18 protein-coding genes are annotated in these 23,402 nt (G+C 34.8%); 7 read left to right on the top strand and 11 right to left on the bottom strand.

Annotation, left to right across the window (positions count from 1 at the left end; genetic code table 11):
* Positions 1-188 precede the first annotated feature (188 nt).
* Entirely contained in the window at positions 189-2,294 is a 2,106-nt protein-coding gene (locus tag A8B35_RS11260; RefSeq protein ID WP_171973194.1) for a carbohydrate-binding domain-containing protein, read from the top strand.
* Positions 2,295-2,414: 120 nt separating this feature from the next.
* Here A8B35_RS11260 and A8B35_RS11255 read toward each other — a convergent pair whose 3' ends face one another.
* The 7 genes from A8B35_RS11255 to A8B35_RS11225 form a co-directional block, all read right to left on the bottom strand.
* The gene (locus tag A8B35_RS11255; protein WP_068472950.1) at positions 2,415-4,154 is read right to left on the bottom strand and encodes an STN domain-containing protein; all 1,740 of its coding nucleotides are present in this window, start codon (positions 4,152-4,154) and stop codon (positions 2,415-2,417) included.
* A gap of 66 nt (positions 4,155-4,220) precedes the next feature.
* Positions 4,221-5,240 (bottom strand): FecR family protein, encoded by a 1,020-nt coding sequence (locus A8B35_RS11250; RefSeq protein ID WP_068472947.1) that lies wholly within the window; start codon positions 5,238-5,240, stop codon positions 4,221-4,223.
* 64 nt (positions 5,241-5,304) lie between these two features.
* Positions 5,305-5,865 carry an RNA polymerase sigma-70 factor gene (locus A8B35_RS11245; RefSeq protein WP_171973193.1) on the bottom strand — a complete coding sequence of 187 codons (561 nt, stop codon included), beginning with the start codon at positions 5,863-5,865 and terminating at the stop codon, positions 5,305-5,307.
* A gap of 111 nt (positions 5,866-5,976) precedes the next feature.
* Positions 5,977-7,167, bottom strand: coding sequence for an enoyl-ACP reductase FabV (fabV, locus tag A8B35_RS11240; protein WP_068472944.1), 1,191 nt, complete (start codon positions 7,165-7,167; stop codon positions 5,977-5,979).
* Positions 7,168-7,456: 289 nt separating this feature from the next.
* Positions 7,457-8,956, bottom strand: coding sequence for an IMP dehydrogenase (locus A8B35_RS11235; RefSeq protein WP_068472941.1), 1,500 nt, complete (start codon positions 8,954-8,956; stop codon positions 7,457-7,459).
* Positions 8,957-9,088: 132 nt separating this feature from the next.
* Positions 9,089-9,496, bottom strand: a complete 408-nt coding sequence (locus tag A8B35_RS11230) for a thiol-disulfide oxidoreductase DCC family protein (protein ID WP_068472938.1) — start codon at positions 9,494-9,496, stop codon at positions 9,089-9,091.
* 280 nt (positions 9,497-9,776) lie between these two features.
* Positions 9,777-10,967, bottom strand: coding sequence for a cation:proton antiporter (locus tag A8B35_RS11225; RefSeq protein WP_068472935.1), 1,191 nt, complete (start codon positions 10,965-10,967; stop codon positions 9,777-9,779).
* Positions 10,968-11,456: 489 nt separating this feature from the next.
* On the opposite strand from A8B35_RS11225, the gene A8B35_RS11220 reads away from it, so the two are divergent.
* The 6 genes from A8B35_RS11220 to A8B35_RS11195 all read left to right on the top strand — a co-directional run bounded on the left by A8B35_RS11220 (position 11,457) and on the right by A8B35_RS11195 (position 16,250).
* Positions 11,457-13,385, top strand: a complete 1,929-nt coding sequence (locus tag A8B35_RS11220; protein ID WP_068472932.1) for a hypothetical protein — start codon at positions 11,457-11,459, stop codon at positions 13,383-13,385.
* A gap of 94 nt (positions 13,386-13,479) precedes the next feature.
* A complete protein-coding gene (locus A8B35_RS11215; protein ID WP_068472929.1) occupies positions 13,480-14,034 on the top strand; it encodes an acetate uptake transporter in 555 nt (184 codons plus the stop codon).
* A gap of 139 nt (positions 14,035-14,173) precedes the next feature.
* The gene (locus A8B35_RS11210) at positions 14,174-14,566 is read left to right on the top strand and encodes a YchJ family protein (protein WP_068472927.1); all 393 of its coding nucleotides are present in this window, start codon (positions 14,174-14,176) and stop codon (positions 14,564-14,566) included.
* A 2-nt stretch (positions 14,567-14,568) separates the two neighbouring features.
* Positions 14,569-14,832: a hypothetical protein gene (locus A8B35_RS11205; protein WP_068472926.1), complete on the top strand. Its 264-nt coding sequence runs from the start codon at positions 14,569-14,571 to the stop codon at positions 14,830-14,832.
* 221 nt (positions 14,833-15,053) lie between these two features.
* Positions 15,054-15,212 carry a sirohydrochlorin chelatase gene (locus A8B35_RS23885; RefSeq protein ID WP_139314869.1) on the top strand — a complete coding sequence of 53 codons (159 nt, stop codon included), beginning with the start codon at positions 15,054-15,056 and terminating at the stop codon, positions 15,210-15,212.
* A 315-nt stretch (positions 15,213-15,527) separates the two neighbouring features.
* On the top strand, positions 15,528-16,250 hold the full coding sequence (locus A8B35_RS11195; protein ID WP_068472924.1) for a hypothetical protein: 723 nt from the start codon (positions 15,528-15,530) through the stop codon (positions 16,248-16,250).
* 213 nt (positions 16,251-16,463) lie between these two features.
* Here A8B35_RS11195 and A8B35_RS11190 read toward each other — a convergent pair whose 3' ends face one another.
* From A8B35_RS11190 to A8B35_RS11175, 4 genes are all read right to left on the bottom strand, one after another.
* Positions 16,464-18,047, bottom strand: coding sequence for a RagB/SusD family nutrient uptake outer membrane protein (locus A8B35_RS11190; RefSeq protein ID WP_068472922.1), 1,584 nt, complete (start codon positions 18,045-18,047; stop codon positions 16,464-16,466).
* Positions 18,048-18,058: 11 nt separating this feature from the next.
* A complete protein-coding gene (locus tag A8B35_RS11185) occupies positions 18,059-21,469 on the bottom strand; it encodes a SusC/RagA family TonB-linked outer membrane protein (protein WP_068472920.1) in 3,411 nt (1,136 codons plus the stop codon).
* A gap of 87 nt (positions 21,470-21,556) precedes the next feature.
* The gene (locus A8B35_RS11180) at positions 21,557-22,708 is read right to left on the bottom strand and encodes a FecR family protein (protein WP_068472918.1); all 1,152 of its coding nucleotides are present in this window, start codon (positions 22,706-22,708) and stop codon (positions 21,557-21,559) included.
* Positions 22,709-22,807: 99 nt separating this feature from the next.
* A complete protein-coding gene (locus tag A8B35_RS11175) occupies positions 22,808-23,389 on the bottom strand; it encodes an RNA polymerase sigma-70 factor (protein ID WP_068472916.1) in 582 nt (193 codons plus the stop codon).
* Positions 23,390-23,402: the final 13 nt, after the last annotated feature.

Raw genomic sequence — 23,402 nt, 5'->3', positions numbered from 1 at the left:
CAACTAACACACATAATACTTTAGTTAATTAACACACACTAACTAATTAACATATTCAAACAGAAAACACATAAATTTTCTAAATAGGCTATACCAAAAGTATACATGGATTAATTAACAACAATTAATGCATTATACATGCGGTATAAAACAGCGCCCAAACAGTATTAATGAAAAAAAACACAACAATGATTAAATCATTAAAATTAATTTTCGCAGCAATAATTATTGCTGGAACCTTTGTGCAAAATACAAGTGCACAACGTCCTTACTTTAATAGTAATACGGACTTATTATTGGCTCAATTCGATTTAAAACCCGATGAAGATGATGTACATTCGGCGGCAGCATTAGGTTGCATGTTACAGCACGCCGATTTTGCCAACATAAACCATTATGTGGTTGCAGGTGCTTATGGAGAACAAGGTGGAACATTTGTTACCGAGGCAGTACCCGGACTTTACAATATGTTGTTTGGGCAAGAAGATGTTATATGGACAAACGCTCACGACCATTGGAATAATTCTGTTACCTGGATTGTAGCTAAAGTAAAACCAATTTTAAATGCCGGAGGAAAGGTATTTGTGCAAGAGGCCGGACAATCGGATATTACTTATGATTGGTGCAATCAATTGATTAACGAAGGCATATCAGAATCGCTTATTAAATCAAATGTAGTAGTGGTACAGCATAGCGAGTGGAACGAAGAACAGACCAACGATAGCAAACTTTCGTGGATTAAATCCAATACAGATTATCATAAAATAGAAGATGGTAATGGAACTAACAATACACCCAATTTTAATAACAAAAACACATCGTATCTTGAAAGCGCCACAGCGTCGAGTAACCCTAATACATACGCACGTGATGCTTGGACTGAAGCAAAAAGAGTGTGCGATGAATATGATGCATCGTGGGAAAACCCAACAATTGCAGAAGGTGGCGTAGATTTTTCAGATTGCGTAGAAAATTGGTGGATATTTGACTTATCAAGCTCTATTACAAACATTAGTACATTTTGGGACAAGTATGTAACCAATGGCGATAGTACAACACCGCCGGCCGAACAAGCACCATATGGTGGCACAGCTCGCAGTATTCCAGGCACAATAGAAGCAGAGGAGTTTGACACGGGCGGCGAAGGAATAGCCTACCATGATTCTGATGCAACAAACAAAGGTGGAGATGTTATGCGCACAAGTGAAGGTGTAGATATTGAAACTAAAAATGGAGAGATAAATATAGGATGGACCGTTGATGGCGAGTGGATAGAACATACCGTTAATATTGAATCTGGAACCTACGATATTGAAGCAAATATTGCTACAACTACAACAAGTAAAGGTATATCATTATCTATTAATGGTACAAATTTGGGTTCAATTAGCTGTCCGAATACTGGTGGTTGGTCAAACTTTGAGACTGTTAAATTAGCTGATATTTCACTAAACGAAGGAAGCAATCAAATATTACGAACTACTTTTGATGGTGGAGATCTAAATCTGAATTGGATTAAATTTACAAAAACAGATACAGGTTCTGAAACACAAACCGTAACGCTATCACCTATAAACGATGCTTACTTACAAGGAAGTACTGCGTACAACGCGGATATAATACGCATAGAACCTAATAAACGTACGGGCTACTTAATGTACGATTTAGGCTCTATCAGTGGCACCATAACCAAAGCCGAGTTAAAACTAACTTGCTCAGGTGATTCTGGAAATGGTAATATCGATATTAATTTAGGAGATAGCAATAACTGGTCTGAAACTAATCTTACAACAAGTAATGCCCCATCAAAAGGAGCACTATTAGGAAGTTTAAATAATACGTATGCTATTGGCAGTACTTATTCGTGCAGTTTAAATACTTCATCATTGAATCCTAATGAAGAGGTAAGTTTTGTGCTTACACAAACTGAAGGAAATGATGTTGCTTTTGCAAGCAAAGAAAACTCTGCAACAGCACCTCAATTGGTTGTGAGCTATACAACACTTAAATCGGCATCAGTAGAAACAGGATTCCAATCAGAAGAAAAAAGCGCGTTTAACAAGCCTGTTATTTTCCCAAATCCTTTAAAAGGTAATACATTACGTATCAACACAAATTATAACGATGAAGATTTTACAATTCAACTTGTTGAAATGACTGGTAAAACAGTTTATCAACAAACAACCAGTAATAGCGAAGTAAGTATTAATACTAATGAGCTTAAACCTGGTTTATACATTGTAAAAATTAAGCATGGGCAAGATGTTAGTACACAAAAGCTCATTGTAAAATAATAGTATCGATACTTTGTATAAGTAAGTAACTACATACAACCAGAGTTCGATTAAATAAAGAGGCGCTGTTTATTGTCCTTTTATATAACCCCGCTAAAGTATTTTAGTGGGGTTTCTTTATTAAAAGCGGAAACCAAATTGCCAGCCAAGCCAAGCTTTAGCAACTCCATCTTGATAGGACGATTGAATAATATGCTGCCCATAATACAATTCTTCTGGTATGGCTCCATGAAACTCAAGGTGGCTCAAGTCCTTGCTATTGGGCACAAATATATTAAAGCTAGGGCCAAGGTAGCAGCCCATTCCATTGCGTAAATTAAAACCAAGCGACAGAGATGTTTTAAACAAGCCACCATAAAAAGGCAGGTTGGCTTCATTAATTCTTTCGGTATCAAAAGCTGCGGAGGCTACCATATCTAAATTAAGGGCTACTGTTTTATAAGGGCTGCTCTGAAAGCCAATGCCAAAACCTACATCAGAAATACTACCTGCTCCAACTTTTAAAATACTATATATGTGCTCCGAACCAGTCTTTAAAGCCACATCCGCATAGTATAACTCATTTGTTTCTATTTGCAAACGCTGATACCCCTTACGGGTGATGTTAACGAGTCCGATTGGCAGACCATTTTCGATGGTATCACTGTAATTTACCAATCCAACTTGAACCCCCTTAAGAAGCTTTGTTTTATTAAAAACCCCACTCACCTGAATACCGTTGGCTAAAGAGTCGGCTATATTATAAACACCCGCTATTTGTACTCCTTTTGTCGATTTAGATGTATTGCCTAAACCAGAAACCTGTATACTATTATTTTTTGCCACCGATTGCAGTCCAGATATCTGAATATTGGCATCTGAACCAGCATAACTCAACAAGCCAGAAACTTGCATTCCATCTACTTTACCAAGTGTTGTATTTACAACTCCTGCAGCTTGCAAGCCACGCATATTTCCTTGGCTCAAATTATAAATACCCGAAGTCTGTAAACCATTAACACTTTCTCCAAGAATATTAAATAAGCCAGCAGCTTGCAAACCATTTACTCCACCCAAGTTTATATTAAACAAGCCTCCTAGTTCAATCCCATCTACTCCAGCTGTATATCCTCCTAAAACATTCAGTGATATTTTACTTTTAACAGTACCACTATGCAAAGCATTGGTACTAATGGATGGAATTACTGAAACCTGACCTGGTACAGTTTCTAATAATGGCAGATAGCTTGATATATAACGCTTTTCTTCAGGAACCACAAAATCAACAATACCAATATTATTAATGGGCTTAATATCTAATTTGCTGATGCTTTTATTTTCAAATTTCTGAAACTGCAGCGTATCCTTTTCAAAGCGTGTTAAATAAACACTGATCGCATCTTCAGGAGTTTGCGTAAAATGCAATAAGGTATCTTTAAAATTTGGGTGCGATATACTGATGTCATAAGAAGCTAAATCGTTTTTTATTTTTAGACTAAAAGCTCCATTATTACTTATGGTACTTTTATTTTGATACAATGAAAACACGATGGCACCATCTAATAAATTGCCCTCATCATCAAACACGGTTCCTTTTAAAGCATCACTCTTTCCTTTTTCTTGCTTGGCGTTTCTTAGTTGCAACACCAAGTGTTTACCTACCAATTTATAGGTGATGTCTTTACCTAGTATTTGATTAAGAACATACTCTAATGTTTGGTTTTCTACAGTTATAGTGACAAGCTTATCTTCCTCAAAAATAGATGGATTATAAGCAAAACGAACTTCACACTGATCTTCTATTTCTTTAAAAACGGCTTCAATAGCTTGTTCATTTATATTGATAGATAGTTTCGTATCCAACATACTTTGACCATTCATGCTGAAACAAAATAGATTGCACACAACAAGAATCCCTAAAACTATATTTATTTTGAAACTAAACATCTATTCCTTGTCTCTTATTGAAAGCACAAAATGATCATCCGCAACAGTACGCAATTCTAAATTATAAGTACTGGCAATAACTTGCAGTACCTCATCAATTGTTTGATCATTAAACGAAGAGGTAAATAAGATATCCTCAAATTCAGCAATATTCCAATCAATATCAACAGCGTAAGCTTCTTCAAGCTTTTGTAATACTACATTAAGTTCAGTTCCATTAAAATGGATCTGTTTATTTAACCAATAAGTACTGAGCGGCGCCATGCTTCGTTTGAATAAAGTATCACGCGTGGCATCAAAAATCCCCTCTTCATTAGGTTTTAACAGGATATTTATATCTGAACTATTATTACGCTGGTAATTTAAAGACACCGACCCTTTTAATAATGCCACTTTTATAAATGTTGTATCCGTGGCATCCACATTAAATTCGGTACCTAAGACTTTTATGCTCCCGAGTGGTACATCCACAATAAAAGGACGTTCTGCATCATGTTTTACGTCAAAAAAGGCTTCCCCTTTTAAACTGATTTCTCTTTGGTTGGCATTTTTATTAAGCGCATATCGAATAGAAGCATCTATATTTAAAGTTACAAATGAACCATCAGGAAGCGTATCATTAATTGAGCTATTAGCATCCGCATTAGCGAAGTTATATATTTCCATCTCTGAATGAGAGACAGTAGGCTTGAGGTAGAGTGATATAATTAATGCTATGGATGCCGCAGCCGCAGCCACAAACCAGCTTAGTTTTCTTTTCTTATGCTTGGCTTCCTTATCTTCAAACCTGTTAATTCGTTGCTCTAATTTACTCCAGGCTTTTTGCTTATCAACTTTAGCTTGAATATCTGGCATCTTACCTAACTCGAGCCAAAGACGCTCTACGGTTTCAAAATAAGAGCGATTTTTCTCACTCGCGCCAAGCCATAGTAATACCTCCTTACGGCTTTCCGCAGTAATATGGCCCTCTAAAAAAGCCACTAATTTTGCTTCGTCAATATGTGTATTTTGTTCTTCCAAAAACTATTAATTAGTATCTCTCATTAACACGACAACTCAAATTACTTTTACCCTACCCTCTAATTTAATTTCCATTAAAAAAGAACACAGCTAACATTAAAAACTCTCCCAACTCGGTGCGCATAAACTTAAGAGCTGCGCTCATTTGTTTCTCAACAGTGCGAATAGAAATGCCTAACTCATCGGCAATTTGCTGATATTTTAAGCCATCGTACCTACTCATTAAAAAAATCTTTTTCCGCTGCAGCGGTAAAGCATTTATGCTACGCTTTATCTTTTTTTGTAAGTCACTCAGTTCAGCAGCATCAGAAACCTGTTGTTCAAATTGCTCAATACTAAGCTTATTGTCGTTTTTATATTCCTCTGTAATTTTCAAATGCTTAATTAAGTTTAATGATGCATTACGAACCATACTGTACAAATAACCACGTACCGTACTTTTAATATTTACTTTATCACGTTGCGTCCACAATTTAAAATACACCTCTTGTACCAATTCCTCCGCTGCATCATACTCCTCAACAAACGAGCAGGCGTAAGCCACCAATGATTCATAATGATCATTGAACAAAGTTTCGAAGCCTTCTTTATGCTTCCATGGTGCTATTTCAGTCTGTTTACTCACAATGCGGCAAATATAAGCTAAAGCCCTAATACGAAACAAGAGCATACAAAAAAAGGGTAGAAAATGAATGAATCATCTCTACCCTTAATATATTATTGGAGTATAGTACTACTATTGTAATCCTGGTATTTGAACCATTTCATCAATATCAGTACCATATTCTACGCCTTCTACTTTAAACCCAAATAGGTTATAGAAATCGTCGCTGTACATACTTAAATCACCTAATTCTTTTAATGATTCAGTATCTACTTTAGCCCAAAGGTCGCTAACAATCTCCTGAACATCTTCTCGCATTTCCCAATCGTCAACACGAATAAAACCTTCCTCATCAACATCAATGCCATTTTTGAACATCTTATCAGCGTATAAACGCTGTATTTGCTCAATACAACCTTCGTGAATTCCTTTTTCTTTCATCACCTTAAATAATAAGGAAACATATAATGGAATTACTGGAATTGCAGAACTAGCTTGTGTTACAAGTGCTTTATTTACCGAAACGTAAGCATTACCTTTAATCCCTTCTAATTTAGTAGATAATACTTTAGCAGTTTCTGCCAAGTGTTTTTTAGCCTGGCCAATAGTACCGTTTGTGTAAATTGGAGTTGTAACATCAGGGCCAATGTAAGAATAAGCCATTGTTAGGAAACCTTCTTCTAAAACGTCAGCTTCTTTAAGAGCATCAATCCACATTTCCCAATCTTCGCCACCCATTACAGCAACTGTATTGTCAATATCCTCTTGACCTGAACATGGCTCAATTGTAATTTCAGATACTTCTCCTGTATGGAAATCTACCGTTTTATTTGTGTAAGGCTTTCCTATAGGTTTTAATACTGAACGGTGCTTAACACCAGTTTCAGGATGAACACGTAAAGGAGAAGCTAAACTGTAAACTACCATATCAACTTTTCCAAAATCTTCTTTGATTAAGTCGATCGTTTGTTGCTTCACCTCTTTTGAAAAAGCATCGCCGTTTATACTTTTTGCATATAAACCATCTGCCTGTGCAATTTTTTCAAATGCAGCAGTGTTATACCATCCAGCACTTGCAGGTTTTCCTGGTTTAGGATCTTTTTCAAAATAAACTCCTATTGTTGAAGCGCCACATCCGTAGGCACTACTTATTCTTGATGCTAAACCAAATCCTGTTGATGAACCAATAACCAATACTTTTTTTGGTCCGGCTATTTCACCTTTTGATTTAACGTAATTAATTTGATTGATCACATTTTGCTCACATCCTTTTGGGTGCGCTGTTAAGCAAATAAACCCACGAGTTTTAGCTTCTATAATCATTTTATATACTTTATGATTTTAATTTTTTTCAATATTTTCTTGCTAGTTGCTCATTCATTTTACCGAAAAGCAAAACAAATGTACAAATTTTACCGACATCACCCACTTACTTTTCTATTCTTTATAATAGCTAATGATTTTATAACATAAACAACCATTTTGCTCATTTATAAAGACCTAAAATAAGCCCTGTGAATCAGGCAAATATACGACTCCAATATTTATATAAAATAAAAAACCTCGTAGCATTTTTCGGCCACGAGGAGAATAATATTTTATAGAAATCTATTTAGTTTCCGTTAGAATCTTTTACGATAACATCGTGGGCTCCACCTTCAATAATACTTGTTGATGAAACCATTGTTAATTTACCATTGGTTTGAAGTTCTTGAAGATTAATTACACCTGCACTACACATAGTAGATTTAACTTTACCCAATGTAATTTCTAAATTATCTTTTAGCTTACCGGCATATGGTACATAACTATCCACACCTTCTTCAAATTTAAGATTGCTGCTTCCTCCCATATCGTAACGTTGCCAGTTACGTGCTCTATTAGAACCTTCGCCCCAATATTCTTTCACATAACTACCACCTACAACTAATTTACGAGTAGGACTTTCGTCGAAACGTGCAAAATAACGACCCATCATTAAAAAGTCGGCACCCATAGCAAGTGCTAAAGTCATATGGTAATCTTGTACAATACCACCATCAGAACAAATTGGAATGTAAATTCCAGTGCGAGCATAATAATCATCACGAGCATTAGCTACTTCAATTAATGCCGTTGCTTGGCCACGACCAATACCCTTGGTTTCGCGTGTGATACAAATAGAACCACCACCAACACCAACTTTAACAAAATCAGCACCAGCTTCGGCAAGGTATAAAAAGCCTTCTCTGTCAACAACATTACCAGCTCCAACAAGTACGTCTTCGCCATGCTTTGTTTTAATTTGCTCAATGGTTACTTTTTGCCACTCTGAGAATCCATCAGAAGAATCGATACAAAGTACATCAACCCCTGCTTCAACTAAGGCAGGAACTCTTTCTTCATGATCACGAGAGTTAATTCCTGCACCAACAACTAAACGTTTATTTTCATCTAGTAGTTCGTTGCTATATTGTTTGTGATTATCGTAATCTTTACGGAAAACAAAATATTTCAGATTGCCTTCGTCATCAACAATTGGAAGTGTATTTAATTTATGATCCCAAATTATATCATTAGCTTCTGATAAAGAAATACCGTCTTTACCTGTAATGATTTTCTCTACAGGCGTCATAAACTCGCTTACTTTTTTATCGTGGCTATCTTTTGTTGGTCTGTAATCTCTACCTGTTACAACGCCTAAGAATTTCCCGTTTGCAGTTCCATCAGATGTTACCCCAATATTAGAAAAACCTGTTTTTTGCTTTAGGGCAATTATATCTCCTAAAGTTGAATCAGGAGTAATATTTGCTCTACTTTCAACAAAACCTGCTTTATAGTTTTTTACCTCACGAACCATTCTTGCTTGGTCTTCAACTGACTGAGAACCAAAAATGAATGATAAGCCACCTTGCTTAGCAAGTGCAATGGCCATTCCGCTATCAGAAACTGATTGCATAATTGAAGATACGAAAGGTACATTTAAAGTAATTTTCGATTTTTCTCCTCTTTTAAACTTTACCAGTGGAGTTTGCAAACTAACATTATCAGGCGTATGCTGCTTAGTTGTTAATCCTGGAATAATAAGGTACTCATTAAAGGTCCTTGATACTTCGTTAATGATATTAGCCATAGTCTTTCAGTAAAAAAATTGCGCGAAAATATGAAAAAAAATCCATTCAGTGACTACAAAAAGTACTTTTATTTTTGACAGACTAAATTTAACGAGATATTGATTAACTATCAAACTTTTTCACCCTTGCGTTTACACATTTATAAACCTACTAGAATACTTTGTGTTATGAAGATCACAAACTTGCTTTTTAGGCAAAATGTAATGTCTATTTTTTGCAATTATATCGTAAATAAAGTCGCGAATAAAAGGGGGAATGATTATAAACGTATAAAGTAATTTTAATGGCCATGTAAATTCTTTAGCCACCTTAAGAGCAGCTGCTGATTTTTGAAAGGCCGCTCCATTTTTAATTAAAACTACTGATTCTGTATTTTTCTCTAAACTAAATTTATCGAGCATTAATTTGCCGAACTCTGATTGAAGTGACGCAAATTTGAATATACCCTTTTTATCGTGCTTGATAATAAAGAGAACACTTTTGGAACAAAAACCACAGTTTCCATCAAATAATATAATAGATGCGTTATCTAATTTCATTTCTGAATAATGTAAGTTTTAGCCAATCAGCACTAGACTAACAAAAATACGATTGAAATTCGTTAGTACGCTGATTTATTAAAGATAAGAATAGATGTAGCTTTTTGTTTCAAATTACATTAAAATATGGTTTGATATTTATTGTGTAATTATTAGTATTACAAATATTTCTAGGATTGAATGTTGGCTTAGGGATTGAAACGGCATCCTTTGTGAGCCCATTATGGCGAAGCAAAGATATAGTGAAAAGCCCGACCTGAAAGGGAAGCTCCTGAAAAAACTATTCTTTTTGTTTAAATACGGCTGCCATTGGCCCTGCTGAAATTCCGTGAGCGAAAACACTTAGCAGGATTGTAGAAAATGCGGTTAATACAATGGTATCTCCGTGAGGTAATTTTTCTTCTAAGACTAAAGCTGCAAATACAATACTTGCCAAACCACGCGGACCAAACCATGCGATGAAAAACTTCTGGTATTTGGTTAAACAATTAGATAACAAGCACATTAATACAGGAATTATTCGGATAATTGTTAGGCTGGCCAATGCATACAACAGTATATCCCAAGTAATATGATGAATGATATGAACTGTTATTAAACTTCCGAAAACCACCCACACAATAGCCGTCATTATTTTTCCTAATCCGTGCGCTCCTACCAACAATTCGAGTTTGTTATCTTTATAGCGATGATCGAAAAACAAACCTCCAACGAAGGCTGCTATAAAACCACTTCCGCCAATGGCTTGACTAAGAGTAAAACAGGTTATAGCAATCATTATTATAATGGTTGGCTTCCAACTATCTTCAATCCACTTTTTATTAAACCCGTGTTTCATCAAAGTCTCAGCCAGAAAAACGACCCCTGCTCCCACTAAGAATCCCAAACCTATTTGCTTAATAAATACACCTATGCCATACGTTATTGTAATATGTTCATTTGCTTGAATTGAATGCATGGTAATTAATAGCAGTAAAATTGGCACACAAATACCATCGTTTAAGCCACTTTCAACATTAATTCCCTCACGTATTTTTGTGGGTACTTGTTTATTGCTAACCACCGGCTCGCCAAGAGCAGCATCGGTAGGGGCCAAAATTGTTGCTAAAATTGCGAGTTCGACAAAAGAGAAATCGGGGAATATGAGTATGCCAATTAGCCATCCGAACAGTATTGTTAAAGGAAGACCTATTAGTAGCAGGTGATAAGGAATTCGTCTGTTTCTATTTAAAATTATGAGGTTTGATTTAGCTGCATCTGTAAATAAAACCAACGCTAACGAAAATTCAGCCAAAACCTTATACTGCTCTAATCCGATATGAATATTTAAAACATGAAATATTAAGGGGCCCAAAATCATACCAAGAGAAAGAAACACCATAGGTCCGCTAATTGGGGCTTTCTCTATTTTTCCGGCAAGTAAACTGTATAATAATACAATAACTGATATAATTGCAAAACTTGTGTACATGCTTATTTCATTAAATAATAAATGAATGACGATCTTTAAGAAATTGGGAAAGAATTCTCTGTAGCTCCATAAATAAGTATGAGAACTACACAACAAAAAAAATCCTAGTCTAAATATAAAGATTAATATTTATTACAGAAGCTGAAAATTTAATTTCTAATTACTCAACACTTCTCTGTTACTCATTTTTTTTAACCGAAAGAAAGTTGAACTTTAGCTTATTATAGAAGTTGTTTAAAGTCGTGCTGAAAAACTGCGAGTAACATCTTGATTTCATTGACTTCAGCTAATTTTTATTCCGTAGCTATGGCTATGCAAAAAAAATTGAGCCTTGTTAATGAAAACCAATATGTCACTCTCTAAATTTCCAGACAACTTTAAACAACTTCATATAGAATTACACTGATTTAATATATTTAAGAAATTTACGGATGTACTTATAAGAGAATTAGGTATTTTTGTTTCTTTGATAAAAAAGCAAACCTTATTTTGAGAATAAATCTCTTATTTATATTAACCTGTATTTATGTTCTTTTTGGCACCCATGCTAAAGCTCAGAATAAGGATACCATCAGGGTAGCATACAATCAGATGATGATTTGTGCAGATACTATCTATTTTGGCGTTAGTGATTCCATTGTTATTTTACCACAGAATCAACGCTATAAACTACAACGTAATTTCTTACTCAGAAGTAATGTGTATTATGAGAAGCGCCCAAAGAAAAAAAAGCAGATTGAAGAACGGATAGATCAATATCATAAGCTTTGGAGAGGTGCCTATAAAAACGATTCCAAAGAAAAAGAATACACGGCTTCTCAGCATTACTTTGAGCAATTTAAAGGAAAAGTAATTAGAAATATTTCGTTTAAGCAAGTTGAAATGTTTAACGGAACTATTACAGATACGGCCAGATATTCATTATCAAGAATTGGACAGGAATTAAAGAAAAATCACATAGCAACAAAAAACAATGTTATACGTAATAATCTGCGTTTTGACGAGAATGATAAAATAAATCCTTGGCAAATGGCAGAGAACGAAAGGCTTCTGCGTCAACTAAATTATATTGAGGATGCCAGAATTGTAATTCACCAGAATAACCTACTATCTGATAGTGTTGATATTGAGGTTATCACAAAAGACATACTCCCATACGATATCTCGATAAAAACTAATGGAACAGATGAATTCTCTATTTCTCCTAACATGAGAAACTTTATGGGTTTAGGCCATTACATTGAACTTGGTGCACATCACAAGATTAATGAGAGTCCAGATTTGGGTTACAGTTACAAGTATTTGGCACGCAATATTAGTGGTACTTTTATTGATGCTGGACTTTCTAGAATTTATAATTACGAAAAAGATAATTTGGAATTGCTAGTTGAGCGGCCTTTTATAACTACTGATATGGAATTGGGTGGTGCCATCTCCTATATAGATAAAAAAGAAACATTGAAACATGAGTACGATGGAATTGATTCAGTTTATCACACTCCGTATAAAAGCAAAGTTTATGATGCATGGCTTGGTAAAACGTTTTTATTTTCTTCAACCGGAAACAACCCGAATTTAAGTATTTCAACCCGTTACTTTCAACAAAATTATAGTGATCGCCCTTTTGTTTCAGCGGATTCTAATTACATTTTTCACGATTGGAATATGTCGTTATCAACTGCAATGCTTCAAAAAATTAACTTTTTTAAAGCCCAAAAAGTACAAGGTTTTGGGATTACTGAGGATATTCCTGTTGGTTACCGAATTAAAGCAACAGGTGGATATATGTGGAACCAGTATTACACTAGGCCATATATTGGTGTTGATTATGCAATGCAAATGGTTAGACCGAAAAAAGGTTTGTTAGGTTTAAATATTGAGGCTGCTAGTTTTTACAACAATGGGGCTGCGGAAGATGTATTTATGAAACTCCGAACCACCTATATTAGTCCATTATTAAAAATTGGAAATTCAGATTACAGGCACTTTTTATTTGTTAATTTCAATACCCTTCATAATAGTAGGTACTATCAATTATTGCGTTACAGTAATAATATTGTTAGGTTTAAAGATCACGAAATTAAAGGTGAAAGTTATCTTTCTTTAGAATACAGACCTACTTTTCATATTCCTTACCAAGTAATTGGATTTAACTTTTCACTAACTCCATTTACGGATATTGGCTTAATTTCTGATGATGATTTTCTTGAAGGAAAAATAGATGTGGTATCTGTACATGGGTTAACGCTCAGAATAAAAAATGAGAGTTTAGTAATTCCAACATTCGAAGTGGACTTGAAATTCTACCCTAAATACAATCGTGATAAATCAAGCTTCATTGTAAACTTTACTTTTAGAGACACTAATTTACTCGAAGATTTATTTTCGCCTAAGCCTGAATTAATTAAATCGTGGTAACATTGTCTTTTAAACACTTTTTAACACTTTTGCACTTGAGTAGCTTAATTGCAAAACGTACTTTTGCCGGCTGATAATTTTAAAGAAACTTATAATGAAAAATGGAAATCCAGCAGTAGTTGGTTTAGCAGGCTTTGGTTTAACAACCTTACTTTTACAAATTCATAATTTAGGTTTAATGGGACATGGTCCTGTTTTAGCTATGGGTATTATATTTGGTGGTTTAGCACAAATGATTGCTGGCTTTCAGGAACAAAAAATGGGCAATAACTTTGGTTATAGTGCATTTGTTGGTTACGGATCTTTTTGGATTGGACTAGGTATTATATGGATATTAAACCACTTTGATGTTTATAAATCAAGTGGAACAGATGTAGGTTACTACCTTGTTGCATGGACTTTATATACTGTAATTCTATTTATTGCATCCTTAAGAATTAGTAAAGCTATGGCTTTTACTTTTGCCACTTTATTAATCGGATTCATTTTATTAGACCTTGAACACTTTGGTTTCCCTGAATTAGGTACACTTGCTGCAATTGATCTTATCATTTGTGCATTAGCTGCGTGGTATATGATGGCTGCAATTATTATTAATGATGTTGCCGGTAAAACGATTATTCCTGTAGGAGGAAAAGTGATTCAGTAAATAATACCAAATGCATTATTGAATGATTGATAAATAAATTAGATGATGTTTTTGGTATAATTCACCACTCATATATTAAAGCTGCTTATTCCCATCAAGCAGCTTTTTTTATGCTCTAAAAATTATATATTTTTACCAGATGAAAAAGTGTTATTGTGGTTCAAACCAAGCATTCGAAGAGTGCTGCCAAGCTATAATTAACGGTACAGCTAAAGCAAATACATCAGAAGCCTTGATGCGATCAAGATATACCGCTTTTGTAATAGCCGACATCAACTATTTAATGAACTCTCATCATAAATCTACGCGCCCTACCAAAGAACGCAAGAGCATTTTAAAATGGACTAAATCTGTTAATTGGATCAGCCTGAATATAATTAGTACCAAAAGTGGTGACGAAAACGATACTGAGGGCTGGGTTGAATTTAAGGCTGTATTTACCGAGAATAACCAAATACAGGACATTCATGAAAACTCCTATTTTGTGAAGGAAAACAATACATGGTATTATAAATCTGGAGATCATAAATAATTATGAATATTGCACCACAAACATTCGGCCTGTCCTCAAGGGTTAAGCTTGAACAATTATCTAGTACCGAAATAAGCATCGTTAAAAAAGTTAAAAGCAGAATCATTAAAAAGGATGCCATCAAGATTATTGATATTGCCAATAAAATTAGATCTCATAAACCAGAAATAAAAGTTTGTCTATCGTGTACAAATAACATTTGTTCTAAATCTGTAAACTTACTTGAGGAGAATCTAATTAAAGTAAATTCAAACCTTATATACTAAGAACGTTATTTCAAAGGTAAACTTATTGATTATAGTAGAGTTCTACTTTAAAACTCACGACAAATTTCACTCGAATTATAATTTGCTATGGCAATAAATCACAAGCTACAATTGAAGATTTTAACTTTGCTGTTAATGCCGTAAAAGCTAAAAATAAATATAAAGAAGTAATCGGTACCCATACGGAGATAGCCTCTCCTTCTTTGAGAGATGCCATTACTATGGTCTATAATAATGGAATTCATATTAGATATGATGTGCCGAATATGATCTCTAATTTAGAGACGCAATTTAAAGGTTGTAAAATTAAGTTTACTTCACCTATCGGACAAGATCCAATTATGGCTGACTTAATTACTCACAGGATTGATAACTTATAAATCAATCTTTTTCAACACCTTGCAGGAACTATTATTTTATTTTACAACCTTAAAGCCGCTAATACATATAGTAAAATGCATTATACAAGTCATTTGTGCTATACAATTCCTTTTCAATGCGTTTGCCGTTATATTCAAGCAATTCATCAATAATAATGATCATACTATAATTAAACAATCACACTAAACCACTCGTTAATAATGGGATAAGTATATCTTAAGATTATTCAATGTAATCCATCGAATTAATCTACGACTTGAACTTCTTGTTGGGTAATCGTAATTTTCTTCCAATAATTACCAAATTTTTAAATTATGATTAAACAATCTCTTTTATTCTGCATATCATTATTGATTATTGTTGGTTGTGCAAAAGATGATAACTCAAATACAACTCCAAGTTCAATACCAGGTATGGGAGAAGCCGGTGGTGAGTTACAAGTATCAGCACCATTTGTTTTACCGGAAGGTGTAACCCTTGTTAGTATTGAAGGTATTGACGACCCTGTTATTACTACAACTTTTGAAGAAAGCGCATTAAAGTCATCTTCTAGATTCGGATATAGAAATAACTGCAGAGGTAGTGGCGGAGATTGGATGGCCTTAAAGATGACCTTTAGAAAGAAAAATTCAAATTGTAAAGAAATTTTTCTTCCTGCAGGATGTGTATTTGAATCTGATGATGAAGAGAGCCAAAATGGTATTGTAATGCAAGATATCAAACTTATATTTGAAGAGTTGCAAGAAACAATAACCGCCAAGATCTATTTATATTGTATCAATAAAGGTAGAAGAGGAACTTCATACAGAGTAAACTATAACCTTAAAGGTATAACTGATTGTAAAATTATTTTAGATGTTATTACTGCCTTACAAAATAAGAGAATTGATATTTCTGATTTTACTGATGAAGATTTAGATGACTACAAAGAAATATGCTCGTATCTACAGGATTGTGTTTGGAAAATCACAAATGGTAACGGCTTAGAAGATAACGATTGGAATTTTATAAAAAGACTTAGAGATAGAAATAGATAATACCACTTATAATTGATAAAAAGCACGTACAATATTTCTGTATGTGCTTTTTTTGTATTTGATATCTGGCGAGTGGACATTCGGTTGATATAATCTATATGAACCGACAGCGAATAGTTCACGTTTTACGATATATCATATTAAGGACTATAAAAGTAAAAAAAGAGGAACTGCATTTCTGCGAGTTCCTCTCCATTAGGGTTAACGTATATTTTAATATACAGGAGGAGTTGGCACTGGTTCATCAGGATAAGTAGTTAAAGAACCACCTGATGCCCCTGTTTCTACTTGGCTAATTGGTATGTAATAATCTTTATCATCCCAAGCATCAGGATATAAAGCACCCATTACTTGAGCAGCTCTTCCTGTTCTAACTAAATCGTACCAACGGTCGCCTTCTCCGGCAAGTTCGCAGCGTCTTTCGTACCACAAAACCTCTAATGGGTTTGGGAAACGATCAGGATAGGCAGTCATCAACTCATCAACACTCATACATTTTGAGGCATCACCTCCTCCAACGTGAGCCACACGCAAGTCATCGATTAAGCGTTTTGCTTCAGCCTCATCGCGAGTTGATCCTCGTAAGTGACATTCTGCTAGCAACAGATAAATTTCACCATAGCGAATTAATCGCTCATTACCTGGACGGTTTCGTATCAAATTACCCACTACAGTGTATACGCTTTGATTCCAATTTACATATTTACCTTGCTCTAGACCTTCAAAATCTTCAGGATTATAGGCCCCTGTTTCCCATGATACATCATGCCCTTCTTCGTTAGGCTTGGTAACCAAATCATCGTAGGTTAGCAATGCTGTACTTCTTCTCACAGCATCCTCTTCTAAAAAGTAATCGTACAAATTCATTTGAGGAACCCACAATCCCCAACCGGCAAGTACATCTGGATGATCTCCTAAATTTCGAGGACCACAAAACATAACCCAATGGTTTCCTAATTGATAATTTCCTGATTGCGTAGAACGTTGTATCTCAAAAATACTTTCATTATTATTTTCTGCCTGTGGTGCAAATAAGCTTGCATAATCATTACTTAATGTATAGTGCGCTTTCATTACCTCCTGTAATAAAGGTATTGCTTTATCAAAAATACTCTTATTATCGTTATCCCAATCGGCCCAATACATATAGGTTTTAGCTAATATGGCTTGGCCAGAGGCTTGAGTTAATCTACCTACCATTTCATCCGGATGTTTAGTTACGAGCAATGGGATAGCCTCTAACAAATCTTTCTCAATTTGTTTATTTACATTCTCTCTGGTATCTCTAATAAATTCGAAATTATCAGGATAATTTGTTTCTAAACTAATAAAGCATGGGCCATAAGTACGCAATAAATCAAAATGAAACCAAGCCCGTAATACCTTTGCCTCAGCCTTATATAATCGAGCCAATTCACTATCGTACTCTGCATTTATTAATAAATTTGCACGATAAATACCTGTATATGATCTGCTCCACAAACCTGCTGACACATAGTTAACATCGGTATTAGTAAAGTCTTCGAGGCGCTGCATATCAGCCTGATCATTTGCATTACCGCCTCCTGTTTTTGCATTATCAGATCTTATTTCTCCGAAAGGAACATAATGAGCTAAAGCATTATCAATTTGTATGGCATTATAAACAGCCATTAAGGCATTAAACATTTGCTCATCACTTTGATAGTAGCCCTCTTCTGTACTACCCATAATTGGTGAGTTAGTTAAAAACTCATCTGAACATGCCGAAAATAAAATGGCAAGGCATGAACATAAATATATTATCTTTTTCTTCATCTTATTTACAATTAAAAGTTAACAGTTAGCCCTACTCTAGTTGTTCGAGCTTGTGGATAAATAGATCTATCAAGTCCTGTAGTTAGCACATCATCTTCCATTGCACCAACTTCAGGATCGAAGAAAGGATACTTGGTAAATATGGCTACATTATCCATCGCAACACTAAATCGCACATTTGATAGTTTAACTTGATCTGTCCAGGCTTTTGGTAATGTGTACCCTAGCTCAAGGGTTCCAATTTTAAGATAAGAAGCATCGTACATAAATATATCAGACGGCTTTTGAAAATTTCCATTTGCTAAACGAGGGAAATTGGTATTATCGCCTTCTTTCTGCCAAGCATCATTATAAAAAGTTGGTAGGTTAACATCTCCATATAATTCGGAGCGATAATGACAAGCCATTACATCTAAATCAGCTTTACCTGTTATAAACATTGAGAAATCAATCCCTTTCCATCCCGCATTAAGGTTTAATCCATAGGTCCACTTAGGCCATGGATTACCAATATCTGTTCTGTCATTATCAGTAATGCCGCCCTCACCATCAGTATCCTTATAAATAAGGTCTCCTGGTTTAGCATTTGGCTGAATTAAGGTACCATCGCTATATTTATAATTGTCAATTTCTTGTTGATTTTGGAATACTCCTAGAGTTTTATATCCGTAAAAATATCCCATTGGCTTGCCCACTTCCATTCTTGTAGTATATTCAGCATTAGTACGCCATTGACCTCCATCAATAAAACCATTTTCATTACCTACTGCCACTACTTCATTCTTTAAATAAGATGCATTGGCAGAAACACCAAAGTCTACTTCTCCTATTTTAGTTCTGTACGTCACCTGAAATTCAAGTCCTTTATTGCTAACCTCGCCAATATTATAATATGGAATATCATTACCTCTAATATCTTCCATAATTGGTGTAAGTAGTAGATCTTTTGTATTCTTGGTGTAATAATCAATATTACCTCGTAGCTTACCGCCGTAAAAAACCATATCTACCCCAACATTGAATTGCTCACTAGTTTCCCAACGAACATTTTCATTAATCAAGTTTTGAGGAGCAGAACCTGGCAATATGGTTGTATTGGTTCCTAACATATAAAAATAATCATTGCTGATAATAGATGTATATGAAAATGGATCGATGGCCTCATTACCATTTTGACCCCAACTTGCACGAACTTTAAGTACATCAAAGTTTGCCAAATCCCAAAAATCCTCATTACTAATATTCCAACCGGCACTTACACCTGGAAATACAGCATATCTGTTATTAGGCCCAAAATTGGTTGAACCATCACGACGAACAACAACTTCAGCCATATATTTATTTTTATAATCGTAACTTACACGACCAAAAATAGATGCCAAAGCATGCATTGCATTAGCCTTACCCGTGTTTGTTGCCGTTGCAACATCTCCAGCATCAAGGTACCACCAATTTGGATTATTCTCAGCCTCGAAACCAGGTAGTTTCTGCCTACTACCGCCCATTTGAGCATAGGTATTTTCTGAGGCTGTAGTTCCTAATAATCCGCTCAGGTTATGATCTCCAAAAGAGTGAGAATAAGTAATTGTATTTTCCCATTGCCAGAATGTATTTCTACTACTGTTTTGAGAAATTTCATTAAAATTATTTACCTGTGATGGTCTGTGATTATAAGCTGGAGTATATTTCTTATTATTATTGTTACTAATATTTGCTGCAAAATCAGTTTTTATAATCAAATTTTTAATGGGCTCTATTTGTAGATAGGTGTTACCATAAAGACGATCCGTTTTATTTTCTCGGTTACCATCTTGAACTTCCATAAAATGAAGTGGATTCCACATACGTGTTGCATTACTAGCAGTAACCCCATATCCTCTATCATCATAATTTGGATAATCAGGAAACGCAGTTCCAGGGCCTGCATGTGGAGGAGTGGTTGGATCCATCATAAAAGCGTAGCCTGCAGTATTGTATCCATTCACACCCATTGAAATACTAGCTTTATCAATGTGCTGCACATTCATATTTGCTCCTACGGTTAACCACTCTTTTACATTATGAGTTGTATTAACTCTTGCACTATATCTTTTAAAGTAAGAATTATCACCACCAATAATTCCATCTTGATCTCTATAACCAATAGATAATAAGGTACTACCCTTATCGCTTCCAAAGGTTGCTGTTATATTATGCTCCGTAACCTTTGCTGGCTCTGTAACTTCATCAAACCAATTGGTATTTATAGATGGATCAAGTGATTGAATCCAATCAGGATAGGCTCCAATTTGATCAGGATTATCATTATCGTGAAATTGTTTTACCATATTGATATACTGATCTGAGTTCATCATATCAGGCACATGGTAGGCATTCTGTACTCCATAAAAACCATCATAAGTTAAAGTAGATTGGCCTGCCTTACCTTTTTTTGTTGTAATTAAAATAACTCCATTGGCGGCACGAGCTCCATATATTGCTGCTGAAGTCGCATCTTTAAGAACCTCCATGCTCTCTATATCGTTAGGATTAACCGCATTCATATCGCTCATTGGCAATCCATCAATAATATAGAGTGGATTTGAATTACCGTTGGTACCTACTCCACGAATATTAACTTGAGGTGAAGCTCCTGGTTGACCAGATACTGGTGAAACAATTACACCTGCTGCTCTACCATTAAGAGCGGAATTAATATTGGAGGGTTTACTTTGTACTAAATCTTCAGAGCTCACACTACTGATAGAGCCTGTTACCACACTCTTCTTTTTAACTCCATATCCTACTGCGATTACCTCTTCCAAACCTACTGCATCCGGCGACAGAATAACATCAATTATTGTTTTCCCGCTAATTGGGATTTCTTGAGTTTGCATACCAACAAACGAAATCACTAGAACTTCATTACCTGATAAATTAGATATGGTGTATTTTCCATCTATATCAGTAATGGTACCGGTTGTTGTACCCTTAATTTGAATAGCTACTCCAGGCAATGTTGCACCAGTATCGTCTTTAACAATACCGGTAACAGTAACATTATTTTCTTGTTGCGCTAAACTTGCATTTGTTGCATTTCTAATAATCACTGTTTTATCCTCAACCTCATACTCAAAACCTTCCGGTACCAAATAATCATCTAAATATTGATATACTGTTACGTTCTCAATATCTACATTTTGTTTATCTATTGTAGCAAACAAATTTGAACGATACATAAATGTAAATTCACTTTGTTGCTCAAGGGCTTCTAACACTTCGTTAACACTAGCGTTATTTAAATTTACCGACAAGCGTGTATCCTGAGCATAGGTGCTCGCATCCACATTTATGTAGGCGGCTAGAATAAAAAAAAGAATAAATTTCATACGCAGATTTAGGGTACCTCCATTTGGAGGCAAATACTTTGATGTTTTTTTCATAGCTTTGCGCTGTTTTTAATTTAATACATTGGATTATAAACACTCCGAAGGTGTGATGTTGCCGCATTACACCTTCTTCTTTTTGTTTTAATTAACAAACACCTGTGACCCTTCAACTGTAAAGCTCACTTCGTTTGTTTTTGCAATAATTGCAAGTACTTCTTCTAAGGACTCATATCTTTTCATTTTTCCTGTGAAACGTATATTTTTTAAAACATCATTTTTATAATTAAAAGAAACATCGTACCATCGCTCAAGCGTTCCTAGCATCTGTACTAATGTTTCGTCTGAAAATTGAAATATTCCATTCTTCCATGCAATACATTCCGATACATTTACTTTACTCGAAGCAATTTCACTAGTATTTATATCGTAAACAGATTGGTATCCAGGGTTTAATTTTATAGACTCACCTGAATTAGTAACTACCTCTACTGCTCCTTCAACCAAGGTTGTTTTTATAGAAGGGTTGCCATCGTAATTATTAACATTAAACTGAGTTCCTAAAACCTTAACTTTCTGGTTGCCTGATAATACAATAAATGGATGTTCCTTATCTTTTGCTACTTCAAAATATGCCTCACCAGTTAACTCAACAACTCTTTGATCATTTACAAATGCTACTGGGTATTTTAACTTGGTTTCTGAGTTTAGCCAAACTTTTGTTCCGTCTGAAAGCTCAAGGTAAAACTCACCTCCACGCGGAATCATAAGGGTATTGAAGCTTTCTTTAATGCTTTTACTTTTTTGCTCTTTATAAGATAAGCCGCTTTCTGAAAGTTGAAGGGAAGAACTTCCTTGATTAACCTCTAACTGTGTTTCGGGAGTTATTACAGCTTCAGTGCCATCTTCTAAAATAAGGACGGCCTTTTTTTCACCGTGAGTAATTTGTGTCGAACTATTCTGAGCTATTATAGTAGGCTCATTAATTGAAAATATTTTACTTTGTAAATAAAGAACAGATAGTCCGAGAATTAAAATAACACTTGCTGCAGCCGAAATACTATACCACCTTCGCTTATTAATCCGATTTGATATGTTTTTAAAGGCTTCTTGCTGATTTAAATTAGGTGTAAGATTAATTGAGTCTTCAGAATAAAAGGCTTCAACATCTTTGTATAATTGTTCTTGTTTGGGTGAAACCCTGCGCCAATCGTCAATTAACTGTTGCTCTTGTTTTGAAACACTAGCGTTAAATTTTTTCCAAAGTATATGATAGTCTATGTTATTTTTATCCATTTATTAGGTGTCTTTGTATATAAGACGACAAGCACCTAAAAAAGGATGACACAAATTTTATTTTTTATTTATACTTTTTAACAATCAACACAAATTGGATTAAGTAAACAATAATAGAATGGTTGATATAAACTCCTTAATCTTCTTCCTACCCCTTGAAAGCTGGGTCTTTACAGTATTAACGGATATGTCGAGTTGCGAGGCAATCTCTTCAATCTTTTTGGAACTAAAATATTTTGCCTTCACTATTTCTGCCATTTGAGGTGGCATTTGATTAATTATTAAGGAGAGTTTATTAAAAAGAACTTCGTTCTCAGGCTCCTCTTCTTCTAATTGAGCATTCATACTTGCCTGTATAAATAGAACCCTATATTTATCTGTAACCTGTAGATGTTTCAAATAATCGAGACTACGATTTTTGATAGCCTGATAGAAATAAGACCTTAAATTAGTTCTTACTTTTAGTTGCTTTCTGTTTTCCCATAACCACACAAAAAAATCTTGTACAATATCTTCACAAATTGCCCTATTAAATACGTACCCCTCGGCAAATTTAATTAGGATTGGATAATAATAATTAAAAACACTCTCGTATACAGCTCTATCGCCTTTTTCAAGCTTTTTGAGCAAGGAAATATCAGAGTCTAAAACATATTCGCATTCGAGTGTAGATTCTTTCATAGCAATATGGCAT

Origin of the sequence: Saccharicrinis aurantiacus, assembly GCF_001660705.2 — a bacterium.
Classification (GTDB): Bacteria; Bacteroidota; Bacteroidia; order Bacteroidales; family Marinilabiliaceae; genus Saccharicrinis; species Saccharicrinis aurantiacus.
Note: the sequence above shows the minus strand (reverse complement) of the source record. Positions and strands in the feature narration are given on the sequence as shown.

Bases quoted from the DNA above. Each gene is read 5' to 3' on its own strand.
- A8B35_RS11255 (WP_068472950.1), bottom strand. From the start codon at position 4,154: ATGAATGGTCAAAGTATGTTGGATACGAAACTATCTATCAATATAAAT.
- A8B35_RS11175 (WP_068472916.1), bottom strand. From the start codon at position 23,389: ATGAAAGAATCTACACTCGAATGCGAATATGTTTTAGACTCTGATATT.
- A8B35_RS11180 (WP_068472918.1), bottom strand. From the start codon at position 22,708: ATGGATAAAAATAACATAGACTATCATATACTTTGGAAAAAATTTAAC.
- A8B35_RS11225 (WP_068472935.1), bottom strand. From the start codon at position 10,967: ATGTACACAAGTTTTGCAATTATATCAGTTATTGTATTATTATACAGT.
- A8B35_RS23885 (WP_139314869.1), top strand. From the start codon at position 15,054: ATGGTCTATAATAATGGAATTCATATTAGATATGATGTGCCGAATATG.
- A8B35_RS11205 (WP_068472926.1), top strand. From the start codon at position 14,569: ATGAATATTGCACCACAAACATTCGGCCTGTCCTCAAGGGTTAAGCTT.
- A8B35_RS11185 (WP_068472920.1), bottom strand. From the start codon at position 21,469: ATGAAAAAAACATCAAAGTATTTGCCTCCAAATGGAGGTACCCTAAAT.
- A8B35_RS11260 (WP_171973194.1), top strand. From the start codon at position 189: ATGATTAAATCATTAAAATTAATTTTCGCAGCAATAATTATTGCTGGA.
- A8B35_RS11190 (WP_068472922.1), bottom strand. From the start codon at position 18,047: ATGAAGAAAAAGATAATATATTTATGTTCATGCCTTGCCATTTTATTT.
- A8B35_RS11235 (WP_068472941.1), bottom strand. From the start codon at position 8,956: ATGGCTAATATCATTAACGAAGTATCAAGGACCTTTAATGAGTACCTT.
- fabV (WP_068472944.1), bottom strand. From the start codon at position 7,167: ATGATTATAGAAGCTAAAACTCGTGGGTTTATTTGCTTAACAGCGCAC.
- A8B35_RS11215 (WP_068472929.1), top strand. From the start codon at position 13,480: ATGAAAAATGGAAATCCAGCAGTAGTTGGTTTAGCAGGCTTTGGTTTA.
- A8B35_RS11230 (WP_068472938.1), bottom strand. From the start codon at position 9,496: ATGAAATTAGATAACGCATCTATTATATTATTTGATGGAAACTGTGGT.
- A8B35_RS11210 (WP_068472927.1), top strand. From the start codon at position 14,174: ATGAAAAAGTGTTATTGTGGTTCAAACCAAGCATTCGAAGAGTGCTGC.
- A8B35_RS11195 (WP_068472924.1), top strand. From the start codon at position 15,528: ATGATTAAACAATCTCTTTTATTCTGCATATCATTATTGATTATTGTT.